Annotated in this window: 11 protein-coding genes and 1 pseudogene; 10 read left to right on the top strand and 2 right to left on the bottom strand. The window is 64.9% G+C overall.

Going from position 1 to position 17231, the window contains the following annotated elements:
- Window positions 1–365: 365 nt before the first annotated feature.
- Both A5659_RS17655 and A5659_RS17650 read right to left on the bottom strand, forming a co-directional pair.
- Window positions 366–1340, bottom strand: coding sequence for an endopeptidase (locus A5659_RS17655; RefSeq protein ID WP_067182971.1), 975 nt, complete (start codon window positions 1338–1340; stop codon window positions 366–368).
- A gap of 65 nt (window positions 1341–1405) precedes the next feature.
- On the bottom strand, window positions 1406–2173 hold the full coding sequence (locus tag A5659_RS17650) for a TVP38/TMEM64 family protein (protein WP_066865902.1): 768 nt from the start codon (window positions 2171–2173) through the stop codon (window positions 1406–1408).
- Window positions 2174–2353: 180 nt separating this feature from the next.
- Between A5659_RS17650 and mutA the strand changes: the two genes are divergently transcribed.
- The 10 genes and pseudogenes from mutA to A5659_RS17600 all read left to right on the top strand — a co-directional run bounded on the left by mutA (window position 2354) and on the right by A5659_RS17600 (window position 17023).
- Window positions 2354–4231 (top strand): methylmalonyl-CoA mutase small subunit, encoded by a 1878-nt coding sequence (gene mutA / locus A5659_RS17645; RefSeq protein ID WP_067182940.1) that lies wholly within the window; start codon window positions 2354–2356, stop codon window positions 4229–4231.
- Between the two features lie 5 nt (window positions 4232–4236).
- Window positions 4237–6501 (top strand): methylmalonyl-CoA mutase, encoded by a 2265-nt coding sequence (scpA, locus tag A5659_RS17640; protein ID WP_067182937.1) that lies wholly within the window; start codon window positions 4237–4239, stop codon window positions 6499–6501.
- A gap of 95 nt (window positions 6502–6596) precedes the next feature.
- Window positions 6597–7576 (top strand): annotated as a pseudogene (gene meaB / locus A5659_RS17635) (methylmalonyl Co-A mutase-associated GTPase MeaB).
- Between the two features lie 52 nt (window positions 7577–7628).
- Window positions 7629–8915, top strand: coding sequence for a serine hydrolase domain-containing protein (locus A5659_RS17630; protein ID WP_067137660.1), 1287 nt, complete (start codon window positions 7629–7631; stop codon window positions 8913–8915).
- A 285-nt stretch (window positions 8916–9200) separates the two neighbouring features.
- Window positions 9201–10115, top strand: coding sequence for a sulfotransferase family protein (locus A5659_RS17625; RefSeq protein WP_067182967.1), 915 nt, complete (start codon window positions 9201–9203; stop codon window positions 10113–10115).
- Window positions 10116–10538: 423 nt separating this feature from the next.
- Window positions 10539–11567, top strand: a complete 1029-nt coding sequence (locus tag A5659_RS17620) for a sulfotransferase (protein ID WP_082976098.1) — start codon at window positions 10539–10541, stop codon at window positions 11565–11567.
- 372 nt (window positions 11568–11939) lie between these two features.
- A complete protein-coding gene (locus A5659_RS17615; protein WP_369829382.1) occupies window positions 11940–13043 on the top strand; it encodes a class I SAM-dependent methyltransferase in 1104 nt (367 codons plus the stop codon).
- A 237-nt stretch (window positions 13044–13280) separates the two neighbouring features.
- On the top strand, window positions 13281–14411 hold the full coding sequence (locus tag A5659_RS17610; RefSeq protein WP_067182963.1) for an acyltransferase: 1131 nt from the start codon (window positions 13281–13283) through the stop codon (window positions 14409–14411).
- A 233-nt stretch (window positions 14412–14644) separates the two neighbouring features.
- A complete protein-coding gene (locus tag A5659_RS17605) occupies window positions 14645–15706 on the top strand; it encodes an NAD(P)-dependent oxidoreductase (RefSeq protein WP_067182923.1) in 1062 nt (353 codons plus the stop codon).
- Between the two features lie 48 nt (window positions 15707–15754).
- Window positions 15755–17023, top strand: a complete 1269-nt coding sequence (locus A5659_RS17600) for a glycosyltransferase (RefSeq protein ID WP_067182919.1) — start codon at window positions 15755–15757, stop codon at window positions 17021–17023.
- Window positions 17024–17231 lie beyond the last annotated feature (208 nt).

Genomic DNA, 17231 nt, shown 5'->3' with positions numbered 1-17231 from the left:
CCCGGCGCACCCGGCCCGCCCGGTCCACCGGGCCCCGGCCCCCACGGTTGCCCCGGGCCTGGCGGCGGCGGGGGCGGATCCGCACTCGCCACGGCCGCGCCGAAACCCGCCGCGGCGACCCCAAGGGCGCCCGCGAGCAACGAACCGGCGATGAGTTCTCTGATCTTCACTGGGTCCATCCATCCTCTCTGTCGACGTGTTCCTGCACCCGGTCGGCGCGAAATCGGTCTGCTCGCACCGCGTTTACCGGTCACCGTGCCCCCGCGCCGGCGAGCCGGAGGCGATGAGGCGACGGTAGGAAGTCAGCCTGAAGCGGACCTGAAGATGAAGGGAATGCAGCGCCCCGGGGCGCTAGCCAGCGCCCGTCAGCGCGGGGAAGCCGGCGCGGTCACCGCCGTCAGATGCCAGGTGTCCAGCCAGGGCCGCACCAATTCGGCGACGGAGAACTTGGCCCGGGCCGCGCACCCGGCTTTGGGGGTGTAGGGGTCGCCGCCGCGGATGAGGATGCCGACGGCGCTGACGGTGCCGTCCTTTTCGTAGTGATACACCGGGCCGCCCGAATCGCCGCACTGACCGCTCGCCAGGAATACGACCTTGCTGCCGGTGATCTCCACGATCTGCCCGCAGGCGTCGGCACCGGAGCCCATGCCGAATTTGCACAACTGCTGGCCGATCTGCAGGTTGGTGGCCACGCCGGTGACCGCCAACGACGAGGCGATCGCCGAGGACTGGGGAATGTTGTCGCCGTCCAGCGCGATCAGGCCGATGTCGTGCTGCTCGTTGTGCACCCCCTCGTTGACCGTCTTGCGGAAGGTGCCCACCGTCGCGTAGGGCAGGACGCCGCCCAGGTTCATCGTCACCCTGCTGGGTTGCCCGGGGCGGTTGCAATGCCCGGCGGTCAGAATCCCGGCCGCGCCGCCGCTGGTGTGCACCAGAAAGCCTGCGGTGCAACCCATTCCACCCGAGCCGTCGGCGTAGGCGACGTAGATTCCCGCCCCGGGGCCCACCGCACTGGCGGCGGGCAGATCGATCGGTGCCAGGACGGGCGGCGGCGGCGCCGGCTGCTGCGCCGGCGTGCTGGCCCTGGGGTACAGGCAGACGGCCGACACCAGGGCGGTGACGCTGCACACCGCCGCGAGGGTGAGCAATGAGGTATGGATCCTGGCGCGGCGGGGGTGCACGCGCAAGCTGGCGAGCAGGCTCCTCTTCGGCTTGCTACGCAGCTCGCCCGGACCGGGTAGGAACCCCAGCATGGCGAGTACCGCCAACACCAGGGCGCTCAGGGGCAACGCGACAGTACGAGCCGGCGAGTATGGCGTCCCCCAGCTCGCGACCTCCATCGCGTACACCACTCCATTAGATCGATCTTTGCCGCACCGCGCGGCGGTCTTACCGAAGTTGGTGATCAGCTGACGGCGGCCGGCTCGGGGGAGGCTTCCTCGTCGAGCGGACGGCGCGCACGGCGGTGGTGCCGACGGAAGTGGCGGATCTCGACGATCAGCCCGGCCAGTCCCAGCGCGCTGGTGATCGCCGACACCAGATACAGCAGCGCGCTGATGTGACCGGCGAGCGCATCGCCCAAGACGACCACGGCGGTGGTGCCGGGCAGCAACCCGGCCAGGGTCGCCACCGCGTAGGGCAGCACCCGCACGCTCGACGCGCCCGCGGCGTAGTTGAGCGCCGAGAACGGCACCGCGGGAATCAGCCGCAGCGACAAGATGGCCAGCCAGCCCCGTTGCCGCAGGCGCTCTTCCACCGTTTCGATCGATCGGTAACGCGCCAGCCGGTTCAGCCGCCAGCCGGCCGCGCGCACCAGCAGCAGCGCGATCATCGCGCTCGCGGTGCTGGCGACCACCGCGATGGCGACGCCGAGCAGTGGTCCGAACAGCAGTCCGGCGGCCAGGGTGAACGCGGTGCGCGGAACGGGCACCACCGTCACGACGATGTGGGCGATCAAGAACGCCAGGGGGAACCACGGTCCGACGGACTGCGCCCAGTCGCGCATCTGCACCGGCGAGGGCAGCGGAAGCCACGCCGCCAGCACCACCAGCGCTGTGATGCCCACCACTGTCCAGGCGATCCGCGACCGGGACACGCTTCGCGCGGCGACGCCGATGGCGCAGCCGAGATCGCGCAGCGTTTCGGTGATTTTGCTGGTGGCGGAACCCGTCACGGCTTCCTAGGGTACGGGGCGCGGGTGAATAAGGCGTTGCCCGACGCTGGTGTTTCATCGGCAATCGTGACCGCGCGCCGCACCTGGCGGTTTTTAGCGACGAGCGGTCATCAATTAGCCTCAGTAGCTAGTGGTATCCCCAGAGTTGTAGCCCCAAATGCTGGGAAAAGGGAGCAATCGGTGTCCATTGATGTACCCGAGCTCGCCGACCTAGAACAGGTTCGCGGGCGTTGGCGCAGTGCGGTCGCCGGTGTGCTGGCTAAAAGCACCCGGAAGGACCCCGAGCAGTTGGGGGACGCGCCCGAGCGGCTGCTGGAAACCCCGACGTATGACGGGATCGCGATCCGCGCGCTCTACACCGCGCTCGACGAATTGCCGGAACCGCCGCTGCCGGGCGAGTGGCCCTTTGTGCGCGGCGGCGACGCGCTGCGCGACGTCAAGTCCGGCTGGAAGGTCGCCGAGGCGTTCCCCGCGACGCCGGTGCCCGGTGTGGCGGCAAAGGACGTCAACTCCGCGGTGCTCGACGCGCTCGGCAACGGGGCCGGCGCCGTGGTGCTGCGGATCGGGGAGTCGGGCGTGGCGCCAGACCAGCTGGGCGAGGCGCTCGAGGGCGTCTACCTGAGCATGGCGCCGCTGATCCTCGAGGCCGGCGCCGACTACGTGGCGGCCGGCGACGTGGCGCTGGCGCTGGCGGACGCGGTCGAACCCGACCAGCGCGCCACCCTGTCGATCGACCTGGGCGGTGACCCGCTGAGCGCGGCGCTCAGCGAGCGGCCCGCGCCGAAGATCGAGGACGTGGTCGCGGTGGCCAAGCGGGCCGCCGATCACACCGGGGTGCGCGCGATCACCGTCGACGGACCCGCCTTTCACAACCTCGGCGCGAACGCGACGTGGGAGGTCGCCGCGAGTGTGGCGGCCGCGGTGAGTTACCTACGGGTGCTCACCGAATCGGGGCTGACGATCGGCCAGGCGTTGCGGCAGCTCAGCTTCCGATTCGCCGCCGACGACGACCAGTTCATCACGATCGCCAAGTTCCGCGCCGCCCGCAACCTGTGGGCGCGCGTCGCCGAAGTCGTCGGCGAGCCGGACGCCGGCGCGGCGGTCGTCCACGCCGAGACGTCGCTGCCGATGATGACCCAGCGCGACCCGTGGGTGAACATGCTGCGCTGCACCCTGGCCGCCTTCGGTGCCGGCGTCGGTGGCGCCGACTCCCTGCTGGTGTTCCCGTTCGATGTGGCCATCGACGGCGGATTCCCGGACGTGGCAACGAGTTTCGCCCGCCGCATCGCGCGCAACACGCAGCTGCTGCTGCTCGAAGAGTCACATGTGGGCCGGGTGCTGGACCCGGCCGGTGGCTCCTGGTTCGTAGAGGACCTCACCCGCCGCCTGGCCGAGCAGGCCTGGGAGCATTTCCAGGCCATCGAGGCCCACGGCGGATTCACGCAAGCCCGCGATTTCATCGCCGGTCAGATCGCCGAGGTCGCCGCTCGCCGCAGCGACGACATCGCGCACCGCCGGACGGCCATCACCGGCGTCAACGAATTCCCCAACCTCACCGAACCGCCTTTGCCGCAAAGCGATTCGACGTATTCGCCGCTCGCCGCCGGGAAGCTGGTGCGTTACGCGGCGGAGTTCGAGGCGTTGCGGGATCGCTCGGACGCGTACCTGGCCCGCACCGGATCGCGCCCGCAGGTGCTGTTGCTGCCGCTGGGTCCGCTGGCCGAGAACAACATCCGCGCGACGTTCGCCTCGAACCTGCTGGCTTCCGGCGGTATCGAGGCGATCAACCCGGGAACGGTCGACGCCGACGGTGTCGGCTCGGCGGTGACCGATGCCGGGTCGCCGACGGTGGCGGTCATCTGCGGCACCGACAAGCGCTACCAGGCCGAGGCCTCGGGCGTCGTGCGGGCGGCGCGGGACGCCGGCATCGCGCGCGTCTATCTGGCCGGGCCCGACAAGGCCGTGGCCGACGCCGAGCACCAACCGGACCAATTCCTGACCGCGAAAATCAATGCGGTGCAAACTCTGTCGGATCTGCTCACAAGGCTGGGGGCGTAGTTACGATGACGACCACTGCACCTGCTGTCGGCAGCTTCGCCGACGTGCCGCTGCACAGCGAGCGGGCGATCGCAGCGGCGACCGAAGCCGCCGTGAAAGAACACGTGGCCGCGGCGGCGGCCGCGCATCTGTACACACCCGACCAACTGCAATGGCAGACACCGGAAGACATCGACGTCAAACCGGTCTACATCGGCGCCGACCGCGCCGCCGTGGAGGCCGACGGGTATCCGCTGCACAGTTTTCCGGGCGAGCCGCCGTTCGTGCGCGGGCCCTATCCGACGATGTATGTCAACCAGCCGTGGACGATTCGGCAGTATGCCGGCTTCTCCACCGCCGCGGAGTCCAACGCGTTCTACCGGCGCAACCTGGCCGCCGGCCAGAAGGGCTTGTCGGTGGCCTTCGACCTGGCCACCCACCGCGGGTACGACTCCGACCATCCGCGCGTGCAGGGTGACGTCGGAATGGCCGGTGTGGCAATCGATTCCATCCTCGACATGCGCCAGCTGTTCGACGGCATCGACCTGTCGACGGTGTCGGTGTCGATGACCATGAACGGCGCGGTGCTGCCGATCCTGGCGCTGTATGTGGTGGCCGCCGAGGAGCAGGGGGTGCCGCCGGAGAAGCTGGCCGGCACCATCCAGAACGACATCCTCAAAGAGTTCATGGTGCGCAACACCTACATCTATCCGCCCAAGCCGTCGATGCGCATCATCTCCGACATCTTCGCCTACACCAGCGCGAAGATGCCGAAGTTCAACTCCATCTCGATCTCCGGCTACCACATCCAGGAGGCCGGTGCCACAGCCGATTTGGAGCTGGCCTACACGCTGGCCGACGGGGTCGACTACATCAAGGCCGGCCTGGACGCCGAGCTGGACATCGACAAGTTCGCGCCCCGGCTGTCCTTCTTCTGGGGCATCGGGATGAACTTCTTCATGGAGGTCGCCAAGCTGCGGGCGGGCCGGCTGTTGTGGAGCGAGCTGGTGTCCCAGTTCAACCCGAAGAACGCCAAATCGCTGTCGCTGCGCACACATTCGCAGACCTCCGGCTGGTCGCTGACCGCGCAGGACGCCTTCAACAACGTCGCCCGCACCTGCATCGAGGCGATGGCCGCCACGCAGGGTCACACCCAGTCGCTGCACACCAACGCGCTCGACGAGGCGCTGGCGCTGCCCACCGACTTCTCGGCGCGCATCGCCCGCAACACCCAGCTGGTGCTGCAGCAGGAGTCGGGCACCACGCGGCCCATCGACCCGTGGGCGGGCTCGTACTACGTCGAATGGCTGACGCATCAACTCGCGCAGAAGGCCCGCGCCCACATCGCCGAGGTCACCGAGCACGGCGGCATGGCCCAGGCCATCAGCGACGGCATCCCCAAGCTGCGCATCGAGGAGGCGGCCGCGCGCACCCAGGCCCGCATCGACTCCGGCATCCAGCCGGTGATCGGGGTCAACAAGTACCAGGTCGAAGAGGATCAGGAGGTCGAGGTCCTCAAGGTCGAGAACAGCCGGGTGCGGGCCGAGCAACTGGCCAAATTGCAAGAGCTGCGGGCGAATCGGGACCAGAGGGCCGTCGACGCGGCGCTCGCGGAACTGTCGCGCGCCGCGGCCGCCCATTCCGGCGCAGCCGGTAAGGGGGACCGAGACGGGTTGGGCAACAACCTGCTGGCGCTGGCCATCGACGCGGCCCGGCACAAGGCCACCGTCGGCGAGATCTCCGACGCGCTGGAGAAGGTGTATGGCCGCCACCAGGCGGAGATCCGTACTATCGCCGGGGTCTACCGCGACGAAGCTGGAAAGGCCACGAACATGGCAACCGCGACCGAACTCGTCGAGAAGTTCGCGGAAGCCGACGGTCGCCGCCCCAGGATCCTGGTGGCCAAGATGGGCCAGGACGGCCACGACCGCGGCCAGAAGGTGATCGCGACGGCGTTCGCGGACATCGGATTCGACGTCGACGTCGGATCTTTGTTCTCCACGCCCGAGGAGGTGGCCCGCCAGGCCGCCGACAACGACGTGCACGTGGTCGGGGTGTCCTCGCTGGCGGCCGGTCACCTGACGCTGGTGCCGGCGCTGCGCGAGGCGATGGCCGAGGTGGGGCGGCCCGACATCATGATCGTGGTGGGCGGCGTCATCCCGCCGGGTGACTTCGACGAGCTCTACGAGGCCGGGGCCGCCGCCATCTTCCCGCCCGGGACGGTGATCGCCGACGCCGCAATCGGCTTGCTGCACAAGCTCGCCGAGCGGCTGGGTTACGACATCGGCTAAATGGCTGACGATCTCTTCCGCGAGCGTAAGCACGCCGCGAAAAATCCCGGCCGAATCCGCAGTGTGCTTACGCTCGCGGGCCAGGAGAACTGGAAATGAGCTCGGAGCTGGCCGAGGCGGTCCGCAACGGCGACCGCGCGGCCTTGCCGCGGGCCATCACGCTGCTGGAGTCCACCCGCGCCGACCACCGCGAAAAGGCGCAGCAGCTGCTGCTGGAGCTGACGCCGGACTCGGGCAACGCCTATCGCGTCGGCATTACCGGGATCCCCGGGGTGGGCAAGTCCACCAGCATCGAGGCGCTCGGCATGCACCTGATCGAGCTGGGCCACCGGGTGGCGGTGCTGGCCGTCGATCCGTCATCGACGCGGACCGGCGGCTCGATCCTGGGCGACAAGACCCGGATGGCGCGCCTGGCAATGCATCCGGATGCATACATTCGGCCCTCGCCCACCTCGGGCACCCTGGGTGGGGTGGCCAAGGCCACCCGCGAAACGGCGGTGCTGCTCGAGGCCGCCGGCTACGACGTGATCCTGATCGAGACCGTCGGGGTCGGTCAGTCCGAGGTGACGGTGGCCAACATGGTCGACACCTTCGTGCTGCTGACCCTGGCGCGTGGGGGCGACCAGCTGCAGGGCATCAAGAAGGGTGTGCTGGAGCTGGCCGACATCGTCGTGGTGAACAAGGCCGACGGCGATCACCTCGCCGAGGCCCGGTCGGCGGCGCGCGAGCTGTCCGGGGCGATCAGGCTGATCCACCCGCGTGAAACGCTCTGGCGGCCGCCCGTTCTCACGATGAGCGCGGCCGAGGGGACCGGCCTCGAGGAACTGTGGGACACCATCGAACGGCATCGCCAGGTGCTCAGCGAGGCGGGGGAGTTCGAGGCGCGCCGCCGGGAGCAGCTGGTCGACTGGACCTGGCAGATGGTGCGCGACACGGTGCTGGACCGGCTGTTGTCCAGCCCGGCGGTGCGCAAGATCCGCGCCGACGTGGAGCGAAAGGTCAAGGCGGGGGAACTGACTCCCGCGCTGGCCGCCCAGCAAATATTGACGGCCGCGTCGGGCTAACGGATAGGTAAATAATCTAGATTTCGCTCCTACCGGTTGTGTAATGGAAGTAAATTCAAAGTTGTGACGGTGGATACCCGAGTCGATCGCCGCGCGGTCCGTGTCCACGATGACCTTGACGCAGGTCATCGTGTGTCCGGCGCGGCGGACTCACACTTCGGTTGCGTCGTTCGTAGTTTCGCCAGCATGTTCCCCGCGCGCCGGTTCGGTGGCGGGGCGCTGGCCGTCTATGTCGACGGCCAGCCCGTCGTGGACGTCTGGACGGGGTGGGCCGACCGGGCCGGGCAGCGGCCGTGGACGGAGAACACCGCCCCGATGGTTTTCTCGGCGACCAAGGGGATGGCCGCCACCGTCATCCACCGGCTCGCCGACCGGGGGCTGATCGACTACGACGCGCCCGTTGCCGAGTACTGGCCCCAGTTCGCGGCCAACGGCAAGGCCGACATGACCGTGCGCCAGGTGATGCGACACCAGGCCGGCCTGTCCGGCCTGCGCGGCGCCACCCAGGAAGAACTGCTCGATCACGTCGTGATGGAGGAGAAGCTGGCCGCGGCGGCGCCCGGACGGCTGCTGGGCAAATCGGCGTATCACGCGCTGACCTTCGGCTGGCTGATGTCCGGCCTGGGCCGGGCCGTGACCGGCAAGGGCATGGCCACGCTGATCCGCGAGGAGCTCGCCGAGCCGTTGGGCACCGACGGGCTGCACCTCGGCCGGCCGCCGGCCCAGGCGCCGACGCGGGTCGCCGAGATCATCTGCCCGCAAAACGTGATCGGGAACCCCGTCGTCAGCTACGTGACGCGCAAGGTGGCCAACGAGATGTCCGGGGCGTACCGGTCGATGTACTTCAAGGGTCTGATCGCCGCCGTTCAGGGCGACACCCCCTTGCTGGACGCGGAGATCCCGGCGGCCAACGGCGTAGCCACGGCGCGCGGGCTGGCCCGGATGTATGGCGCCATCGCCAATGGCGGCGAGGTGGACGGCATCCGCTTCCTGTCCCGTCAGCTGGTCGCCGGCCTGACCGGGGAGCGGAGCCTGCGGCCGGACCGAAACCTGTACGTGCCGTTAGCTTTCCACTTGGGATATCACAGTTTGCCGATCGGCAGTGTGATGCCCGGCTTCGGTCACGTCGGGATGGGTGGCTCGCTCGGATGGGCCGACCCCGCCTCGGGGGTGGCGTTCTCGCTGGTGCACAACCGGCTGCTGACACCTCTGGTGATGACCGATCACGCGGCGTTCGTCGGGATCTATGCATTGATCCGCCGGGCCGCGGAAAAGGTGCGCAAGCACGGCTTCCGCCCGGTCACCGAGTTCGGTGCGCCGTTCGCCGAGCCGGGTGCCGTCGCCGGCTGACGCCCAACGACGCCGAGCGCAGGCCTTGCTGCACATCGCTCGCGCAGCGCATCGAGCCACGAGACCAGTGCGGGCGCTGTGAAAGAACGTGCGCGAAAAAGTGCAAACTGATGCATAATATCCGTGATCCCGGGGGCTGCCAGCCGAATTGAAAGGTGCGGGCACGCGATGACCCCTCCGCGGACGAGCCAATCGAACCACATCAATAGCAATACCGTCAGCATCGCCGACGATGCGGTCCTCTCGGGAAGTGCTACACCTCCTGTCGCGCTGTTCGTGCTCGGCATGGCGCGGTCGGGAACGTCGGCGCTCACCCGCGTCCTGTCCCTATGCGGCAGCACGCTCCCGGCAGGAATGTGCGGCGCCGATCGGAACAATCCGCGTGGCTATTGGGAGCCGCGCGCAGCCATCATGCTCAACGAAACTATCCTGCGCCGGCACGGCAGCAACTGGTATGACCCGACGCTGCGCTTACAAGAGGAGCGTGCGTTCGACGCGGAGGAAAAGGCTGCCTGTATTGCGAAGATCGCAGCGTATCTCGGTACGTTGCCCGCCGCGCCGGTGGTGGTTATCAAGGAACCACGGATCGCGGCGCTCTCCAGTCTCTGGTTCGACGCGGCTCGCGTGGCCGGATTCAATGTGGCTGCCGTGATTGCGGTGCGTCACCCGCAAGAGGTCGCCGCTTCGGCGGCGAAGTACGTTCGGACTTCGCCGGAACTCTCGAACGCCTTATGGCTCAAATACAATCTGTTGGCGGAGCAACACACGCGCGGCGTTCCTCGGGTGTTTGTCGAATACTCCAACCTCCTCGGCGACTGGTACAAGGAGGTAAAGCGGATTGCCACGACACTCGAGATCGATTTGGACACCGCTCAAGAGGGAGCGATCGAGGACTTCCTCACGTCGGACCTGCGTCGCCAGCGATACTGCGGTCCGGTGGCCGACCTTTTCGGCGCGGACTGGATCTCCGCGGTCTATGAAGCGCTGCTGGGGGCGTCCCAGGACGGCCTGTTGGACGTATCAACCCTCGATCGGGTATTCGACTCTTATCGTGCGAGCGAGCGTGATTTCCGGAAGGCCTTCACTGACTTCCACGACCACACAAACAGCCTGTTACGACGGGTATTCAGGCCGTTCATCGTGACTCGTGTCCTGCAGGTGGCGGCGATGTTGCACCGGCGCAGGGGAGCTTGGGCATAGGCCGGGGTTTTCGCTCCAGCGGCTTCGGCGTTGCAATCTCCTATACCTCCTACACGTGAATCACCTGGATATGTTAACTCGGCTGTCCAAAGGTCAAGGAAGCGAAACGGATTCGTAAAAACGGTGTTCCCGCGCTACCGGTCGAGCTATAGTCCTTAGCGGGCGTAATGAACCGATCGTTCTCACTGGGGGATAGGGGTTGCCGGTCATATCGAGCCTGGCTCCGTACCGAGAGCATGCCAGCAGTGCTGTGCTTTCACCGAGGATCTTGCACAGGCTGAGATTTAGACCTGTAACCCCAGAGTGTGCGCGATTGCGTTGACTTCGGGGTAATTGCTAGCAGCCCTACTCCGCGTCAAATCGGAAAGTCATGGCTGCTAACCAGACTCAAATCCTCAGACGCACGTAACTGAAAGGTTCCCGATGAGATTTGGCTTGACGACCAAATCCGTTGGCGGCGCGGCGAACTCCGCTGAGTTTGTGAAAACTGATTCGTGGTCGGTCGGCAGAGGCCGCGCAGTCGTCCTATTCGTGTTAGGGACGCCACGCTCTGGAACGTCGGCGCTCACGCGCGTTCTCAACTTGTGTGGCGGCACGCTTCCGGCCGGCATGTGCGGCGCCGACGCGGGCAATCCGCGTGGTTACTGGGAGCCGCGCGAAGCAATCGTGCTGAACGAGACGATCCTGCGCCGCCACGGAAGCCACTGGTGCGACCCAACATTGCGTTTGCAGGAGGAAGACGCGGTCAACGGCAAAGATAAGGCGGCCCACATCGCAAAGATTGTGGCGTACCTGACCTCGTTGCCGGCTGCTCCGCTCGTGTTGATCAAAGAGCCTAGGATCACGTTGTTATCCGACCTGTGGTTCGAGGCGGCGCGTCTGGCTGCCTTTGACGTTGCGGCAGTGATTGCGGTGCGCCACCCTCAAGAGGTGATTTCGTCCATGGCGACGTGGCGTGTCTCGCCGACTCTAGGTAGTGCGTTGTGGCTGAAGAATAATCTTCTCGCCGAACGACATACACGGGGCATGCGGCGTGTTTTCATCGACTACGCCAACCTCGTCGATGACTGGCAAAGAGAAATGAGGCGGATCTCCGCGGCGCTCGCGATTGAACTGAACACTGCAAACGACGACGAAATCGAAGGGTTCCTCTCACCTAATCTTCGGCGCCAGCGATACTGCGGCCCGGTGACCGATCTATTTGGTACAGACTGGGTCTCCGTGGCCTATAAAGCGTTGTGCGCGGCAGCGTCGGACGAGCCGGTGGACGGTTGCGCCTTGGACCGCGTTTTTGAGCAGTATCGCGCCGGCGAACGAGATTTCCGGCAGGCCTTCGATGATTCCCGTGACGTATCCGAGAGCATGCTGTCCCGGTTCTTACGGCCGTCCATCGCCAAGCCGATGATGGAATTGGCCGCAATCGCCCATCGCCGGAAGGGTACATGGGCGTAGGCGAGCCGTTCGATTCATAATCCTCAGACCGCCCGGAGACAAGGCATGATGCGACTCGCCGAAGCAGGTGTGTGAAGGTCTGACGCTCGCCCCATCCCTCGCGCGGGTGATCGGCCGTCGAGCGCGAGGCGCCACACCTTCGTGTCGAACAACAACGTCTGACCGGATCCCTTCGCCGCGCCCCTGATGGGGCAGCCGACGCTGACTTAAGGGCACTGGCTAACGCCGTGCCCAGGGTAAGGCAGGATCCGGTGTGAGCTGACAGCCGTCGATTCAGGGCAATCGGGTGATTTCTTCGTTGCGGAGGGGAATTCGCCTTACTCTAACGGAGGCATCGGAGGTGAACGGGTGGGCGTGATCGACAGGTGGGCCGTGACGCGGGCGGACGATCGTCCGGCGGATCGGACGACTGTGCATCGTCTTTGGAAGGCGATAGTCCTATCCGTTGCGCTTATCGTGGCCATCGCTTGTTTCCTGCAGCCACTGTTTCTGCTCGGGATGGGCGGGCTGCTACTTCTGCTCGTGATCGCACGCCTGGTTTATCCGGCCAAAGACCAATACATCCCTCACTTATATGCCCGCGACATCAGGATTTATGACGAGTCCTATCGTTCATTCATAAACCGCACACTGTCGGATTTGCGACGACGAAGGATTCCGGGTCACACGGTTTTGTGGGAGGCGGCGCAGCTACCGGAACCGTGTGTGGAGAATTCTGACGAACTGGTGCTTGACCTCGGCGTCTGGCTTGGCTGGTCGACTCGCCTCATATCCGATACATGTAATCGAAAGGTGTACGGTTTCGATACATTTTCGGGTTTGGTCGAGGACTGGCAGGTCGAGGGTCAGGTGGTAAAGCGCGGCACTTTCGCCGTCTCGGATCCGTTCGGCCAGCGTTTTATGCGAGACACCGGGGTAAGCTTCACCCATGGCGTGCCAGATGCGCTGGGGCGCAAAGTCGAATTCATAAAGGGAAGCACCTATGACACGCTGGCTCCATTTTTGGCCGGTCGGCCAGCTGCGCCGATTCGGCTTTTTCACATGGACCTGGATACATATGAAAGTTGCGTGCATGCGTTAGAGATCTGCAAGGACCACTTCGTTGTAGGGTCGATACTTGTGTTCGACGAATACCTCATCACGAACGGCGAAATGCGAGCCTTCTATGAATTCCAACGCCGCTATGACTTGGAATGGAATTACCGCGCCTGGGGGCTCGAGACGATGGAAATGAATATCGGGATGACTATCTCGCGCTGGAAGCGCATGCTCTACTACCTAGTTGCGATTCCAGCATACTGGCTGATAGGCGAGGGTAGCCACGTCTGGAAATTCTTCCGTGCGCCGTTCTGGCGATTCTGGCTGGGTGCCCACGTGGGCGACATGCTTTTCATGCTCGGTGCTGTTGGCTCACGCAAGTCGGTCAGTCTCGAGATCACCGGCCTGGGTAAGCTCGAGCCGGGCTGGGTAGGCTGACGTCCCGTTCCGATTCGTGTCGATGCTTTGGAAACCCTTGTCCAGTACAGTGATGCGGTGCCCGGGTCTAGTCCCTGCCAGCGGGGTGCGGAAGGCGTGGTCGCAAACCACGGTGAAGGTCACCGTCTCCGTTGGTACACGTCCGAATCTATTGCGCCCGGACGGGGCAAATCAGCGCAACTTTAGAGGCAGGAATTGCCGTAGGTGAATACGAATCGCGAAAACTTCGACGACAATATTAATTCGGATCACGGCCAAAAGCAGAGATGGCCGGGCGGCCCTAAGATTGTCGATGTATTTGATTTCCGGGCAAACGCACTCAATGCGTGGCGGTTGATTTTGGCTACCGGGGTGATTCTGCAACATTCGTGGCCGCTCACAGGCCGCAAAGAGCACCCGCCATATGACCAGCTTCTCAGTCAGGTGTGGGTCGACGGGTTTTTTGTCGTCTCGGGATTCCTCATCACTTCGAGTTGGATCCGTAACCCTAAGCTGCGAGAATACGTTGCCGCCCGAGCTCTTCGAATTTTTCCAGGGTTATGGGTGTGCCTGGTAATTGTGGCTTTTGTCATCGCGCCCATCGGAGTGGCGATCCAGGGCGGCTCGGCGGGGAAGTTGCTGGGTTCTACGGCGCCGATCGAGTACGTGTTGAACAACGCGGTCCTGAACGTCTACCACGCCGGCATCGCGGGAACGCCACGTGGAGTTCCGTGGCCGGGTGTCTGGGATGGCCCTTTGTGGACGCTCATTTTCGAGCTGATGTGTTACGTCGCTGTTGCGCTCGCCGGTCTGGCTGGACTGCTCAAACGCCGGTGGCCGACACCCGTCGTGTTCGTGCTGGCACTAGCCGTCGCGGCGCTGGTGTCTTACCCGGTCAACACCCTCGAGACCCTTCCGCAGATGGTGGCGCGCTTTGCTCTGGTCTTCGCTGCCGGAGCGCTCTTGCGTCAGTATCAGGACAGAATTCCGGCCCGCTGGTCGCTCGTCGCTCTCAGCGCGGCACTCGTGGTAGCGGCGGGAATGCTGGTGCCCAATTATCGGGTAATCGCAGCCATACCTCTGGCGTACGCCGTCGTCGTTTCCGGTGCTCTGGTCAAAAACGCACGCCTAAGATTGCGTAACGATCTGTCCTATGGCACGTACATCTACGCTTGGCCGGTCCAGCAATTGCTGGTCATCTGTGGGCTTGCGTTCTTGAATCCGTTCGTATTTGCTGTGGTTGCGGCCCTGGCCACCGTGCCGCTGGCCGCACTGAGTTGGTTTCTCGTCGAGAAACGCGCGATGTCGTTGAAATCGCGCCTCCAAGGCAGGGGCAAGCAGACGGGCGCCGTCCCCCTCGACCCACAACCGGCTGCGGAAGCCTCGTGAAACTCGTCGCACGGCCGTGGCGCGAATGCCACGATGTCGGACCGGAGCCGTTCGAAAGTCGTCCTGGGCGTCCCATTCGTGCCGAACACAATTACGGGCTGGCCTAAATCGGCAATCCGGCTGGGGCTACCGGAGTCACCGATATGATCGACCCCGACCGCGTGCCTCACGGTGCAGCGGGAGACCAACTTGTGCACTATCCGAATGGGAGGCGTTGACTCTTGGGAACATCCGTGCTCATCAGTGGTGGGGCAGGATTTATCGGGTCGGCGCTTTCGCACCGCCTCGTCGAGGCCGGTTACGACGTCGCTGTGATGGACATCTTGCTCCCACAAGTGCATGCCGGAGGCGGTGTAATGAATCTGCCTCCGTCGGTACGGCTGTTCACCGGCGATGTCACGCACGCACCCGACTGGGATGCGGTGCTGCGCTTGTTCCGCCCCTCCCAGATCGTCCATCTGGCGGCCGAGACGGGAACGGCACAGTCGCTCTCCCAGTCGACGCGTCACGGCGCGGTCAATGTGGTGGGTACCACCCAACTCCTTGATGCTCTGGGCCGCGCTGAACTCGTGCCCGAACACTTCGTCTTGGCCTCGTCAAGGGCCGTCTACGGGGAGGGCCCCTGGCAATCCGACGGCCAGATCTTTTATCCGGCTCCGCGTAGTCATGCACAACTGGTGGCGGGTATCTGGGATCCGCAAGGACCGACCGGTGGACCCGTGTCGCCGCTACCCAGCCGCGCGGGCGTGACGGAACCGCGGCCGACAAACATCTACGGCGCGACCAAGCTGGCCCAGGAGCACCTGGTGGCCGCCTGGGCATCCGCGCACGACACCAATTTCACCGTGCTGCGTTTGCAGAACGCATACGGGCCCGGTCAGTCGCTGACCAACCCGTATACCGGGGTAGTCCCGTTCTTCGCCCGCTTGTCGCGCGAACAGCGCCCGTCGGAGGTCTACGAGGACGGCCGGATCATCCGCGATCTCGTCTACATCGACGACGTCATCGATGCGGTATTCACCGCGGTGCAGCAGCCCGCGACCAAGCCACGCTGCTTGGACGTCGGCTCGGGCACCGCCATAACGATTCATGAGCTCGCTCGAAAGATCGCTGGCGCGTTTGGAGCGCCTGAGCCGATCCTGGTGCCGAAATTCCGCGATGGCGACGTACGCGCGGCGAGTTGCAACATCGAAGCGGCCAAGAACGAACTTGGCTGGCGCCCGAAGTGGGCACTCGACGACGGTTTGCATGCTCTGCTTGAGTGGATCGGTCAGCAGGCCGAAGCCTCGACATAGCGAAAGCGGTCGGTGCCTGGTACAACAAGTGAAAGTCTGGGATCCGCAATGAGATTTGTGCTGGCAAGCTACGGAACACGGGGTGACATCGAGCCTTCTGTCGTGGTTGGCCGGGAACTGCAGCGCAGAGGGCACGACGTGTGCATCGCAGTTCCCCCCGATCTCGTTGCCTTTGCGGAATCGGCTGGGCTTAGCGCTGTGCCCTACGGGATGGATACGCAGACCTGGCTGGGTGTGTTCCGGAATTTGTTCACGTCCATCTTCAGCACTTTCTGGAGGATCCGGGATCAACGGCGGTGGTGGCGTGAACTGTGGGAGGCCAGTGACCAGTCGTGGGTGCAGATGAACACGACCTTGAAGTCATTGGCAGAGGGCGCCGACTTGGTGTTCGCCGGACAGAGCTATCAGGAGATCGCAGCCAATGTGGCGGAATACTACGACCTTCCGTTGGCCACGCTGCACCACGTCCCGATGCGTCCCAATGGCCAGGTCGTGGCGATCTTGCCGGCACCGGCCGCTCGCGTCGCGGTGAAGGTGTTCGATTGGCTCTGTTGGCGTCTGATCAAGAAGGTCGAAGATGCGCAACGCCGTGAACTCGGCCTGCCGAAGGCAACATCTCCGTCACCGCGACGGATTGCCGAACGGGGATCGCTGGAAATTCAGGCATACGACGAGGTTGTCTTCCCGGGGCTGGCAGAAGAATGGGCGAAATGGAAGGACGAGCGGCCTTTCGTTGGCACCCTGACGATGGAATTGGCGACGAGCGCCGACGAGGAAGTCGCATCGTGGATTGCCGCGGGGACACCGCCGATCTTCTTCGGCTTCGGCAGTATGCCGGTGGAATCCCCGGCCAAGACGATCGAGATGATCAGTGGGGCCTGCGCGGAGTTGGGTGAGAGAGCGTTGATTTGCGCCGGCTGGAGCGACTTCGATGACGTCCCACACTTCGACCATGTCAAGGTGGTCGGCGCCGTGAATTACGCGTCGATTTTCCCGATATGCCGTGCCGCCGTGCACCATGGCGGCTCCGGCACCACGGCCGCCAGCCTGCGCGCCGGGATCCCCACGCTGATCCTTTCGGTGGACGGCAACCAGATCATCTGGGGAGCTCAGCTCAAGCGCCTCAAGGTAGGCACGCATCGACGCCTATCGGGCACCACCCAGAAGTCGCTCGTCGCCGATCTGCGCCGGATCTTGGCCCCCGAGTACGCAATCCGCGCCCGCGAGCTTGCCGGTCGGATGACCAAGCCTGCCGAAAGCGTTACCAAGGCCGCAGATCTTGCCGAGAATTTCGCCAGCTTGAGGCGTTTGGCCTAATCGGCAAGCGCGCCCTCGCCTTGGGCCCTTGGCCTAGGCCGAGGGCCGACCATGGGGTGTGGATGCGCTAAGCAGGCCCCATGCGGCTGCTACGATGGAAACGTCATCTTCTCGAAGATTTAGTGGGGACGTTCGAGGTAATCGACTGAAGCTGATCGCTTCTCTCAGTTGACCAATCGCGTGAATCCGCCTGGTCGGTCGCGAGTGC

It is taken from the genome of Mycobacterium sp. 1165196.3 (assembly GCF_001673415.1).
Taxonomy (GTDB): Bacteria; Actinomycetota; Actinomycetes; order Mycobacteriales; family Mycobacteriaceae; genus Mycobacterium; species Mycobacterium europaeum_A.
This window is presented reverse-complemented; position numbering and strand designations above follow the sequence as displayed.

Coding starts and splice junctions, on each gene's coding strand:
- A5659_RS17655 (WP_067182971.1), bottom strand. CDS start 1,340: ATGGAGGTCGCGAGCTGGGGGACGCCATACTCGCCGGCTCGTACTGTC.
- scpA (WP_067182937.1), top strand. CDS start 4,237: ATGACGACCACTGCACCTGCTGTCGGCAGCTTCGCCGACGTGCCGCTG.
- A5659_RS17625 (WP_067182967.1), top strand. CDS start 9,201: ATGGCGCGGTCGGGAACGTCGGCGCTCACCCGCGTCCTGTCCCTATGC.
- A5659_RS17620 (WP_082976098.1), top strand. CDS start 10,539: ATGAGATTTGGCTTGACGACCAAATCCGTTGGCGGCGCGGCGAACTCC.
- A5659_RS17600 (WP_067182919.1), top strand. CDS start 15,755: ATGAGATTTGTGCTGGCAAGCTACGGAACACGGGGTGACATCGAGCCT.